This window comes from Stenotrophomonas sp. Sm6012, from assembly GCF_030985895.1.
GTDB classification, from domain to species: domain Bacteria; phylum Pseudomonadota; class Gammaproteobacteria; order Xanthomonadales; family Xanthomonadaceae; genus Stenotrophomonas; species Stenotrophomonas forensis.
Window position 1 is genome coordinate 1 of sequence record NZ_JAPTFX010000269.1, and the last position, 1,774, is coordinate 1,774.

Here is a 1,774-nt window from a genome sequence, read left to right on the forward strand (position 1 = left end):
CATCGAGGCGGTGCTTTCATCGTTAATGAGGTTGCCGGCCAGCGGCCGGCACTACCCAAGACCGCACGTCAGCGCGCCAGCCAACCACCATCCACCGGCAGCACCGCACCGTTGATGTAATCCGACGCCGACGACGCCAGGAACACGGCCGCACCGGCCAGGTCGTCCGGGGTGCCCCAGCGGCCGGCCGGGATGCGGTCGAGGATGGCCTTGTTGCGGTCCTGGTCGGCGCGCAGCTGGGCGGTGTTGTCGGTGGCCATGTAGCCCGGCGCAATGGCATTGATGTTCACGCCCTTGCCTGCCCACTCGTTGGCCAGCAGGCGGGTGATGCCGGCGATACCGCTCTTGCTGGCGGTGTACGACGGCACGCGGATACCGCCCTGGAACGACAGCATCGAAGCAATGTTGATGATCTTGCCGTGGCCCTGTTCGATGAAATGGCGGCCGGCAGCCTGCGAGATGAAGAACGCAGACTTGATGTTGACGTTCATCACGTCATCCCAGTCCTGCTCGCTGAAGTCCACCGCATCGGCACGGCGAATCAGGCCGGCGTTGTTGACCAGGATGTCCAGCCCGCCCAGGCCCTCGATGGTTTCGCGCACCACGCGCGCCACCGGCTCGATGCTGATCAGGTTGGCCTCGATGGCCAGGCAGCGGCGTCCCAGCGCGGTGATCTTTTCGATGGTTTCGGTGGGCGGGGCGATGCCGGCCACGGCGACGTCGGCGCCAGCGGCGGCCAATGCCACGGCGATGCCCTGGCCCAGGCCGGTATTACCACCGGTTACCAGAGCGACCTTGCCTTCCAGGCTGAAGGGATTAGCCATTGCGTATGCATTCCTTGATAGAGGCGAGCGGGATCAGCGGCAACGGCCGCCGGCACGCGGTGCGTGGCGGCCGGGCAGGGCTTACTTGAGCTGGCAGATGTCCAGCACGTGCATGTCGGTGTAATCGAGGTTCTCGCCACCCATCGCCCAGATGAAGGCGTAGTTGCTGGTGCCGGCGCCCATGTGGATCGACCACGGCGGTGACACCACCGCTTCGTTGTTCTGGATCACGATGTGGCGCTGCGCGGCCGGCTCACCCATGAAGTGGTAGACGCGGTCGCTGTCACCGAGGTCGAAGTAGAAGTAGACCTCGCTGCGGCGGTCGTGCAGGTGCGGCGGCATGGTGTTCCAGACGCTGCCCGGCTTGAGCACGGTCAGGCCCAGCAGCAGCTGCGAGGACTGGCAGGTGGCCGGCACGATGTACTGGTAGATGGTGCGCTCGTTGCTGGTTTCCAGCGCGCCGCGATCCAGCGCCACCGCATCCTTGATCGACAGCTGCCTGGTTTCGAAGCGAGCGTGGGCGGGGGTCGAAGCCAGGTAGAACTGCGCCGGGTTGGCGGCGTCCTGCGAGGCGAACACGACATCCTTGCTGCCCATGGCCACGTACAGGCCGTCCTTCGGGCCCAGCGTGTAGACCGTGCCGTCGACGGTGATGGTACCGGTGCCACTGCCGACGTTGATCACGCCCAGTTCCCGGCGTTCCAGGAACGGATGGCCCGCCGCCGACGCCGGTTCGGTCTGGGTCGGCAGGGCCAGCGGTGCGTCCACCGGTGCGGCACCACCGATCACGAAGCGCTCGTAGTGGGTGTACTTGAGGGTCACCGCACCGGCATTGAACAGGCCATCGAGCAGGTACAGGTCGCGCAGCTGGTCGTTGCTGGCACCGTTGATGGCATCGGGATGGGTGGCGTAGTGGGTCTTGCAGTACATGGCATCTCCAGAGCGGGGGG

At 65.9% G+C, this 1,774-nt stretch carries 2 protein-coding genes; both read right to left on the reverse strand.

Translation table 11 applies throughout. The features are described from left to right. Positions 1–68 precede the first annotated feature (68 nt). Positions 69–824 carry a 2-dehydro-3-deoxy-D-gluconate 5-dehydrogenase KduD gene (gene kduD, locus O0J73_RS22285; RefSeq protein ID WP_049456664.1) on the reverse strand — a complete coding sequence of 252 codons (756 nt, stop codon included), beginning with the start codon at positions 822–824 and terminating at the stop codon, positions 69–71. Between the two features lie 81 nt (positions 825–905). Continuing rightward, complete coding sequence (kduI, locus tag O0J73_RS22290) at positions 906–1,754, reverse strand: 5-dehydro-4-deoxy-D-glucuronate isomerase (RefSeq protein WP_049456665.1); 849 nt, start codon at positions 1,752–1,754, stop codon at positions 906–908. Between the last annotated feature and the right edge of the window lie 20 nt (positions 1,755–1,774).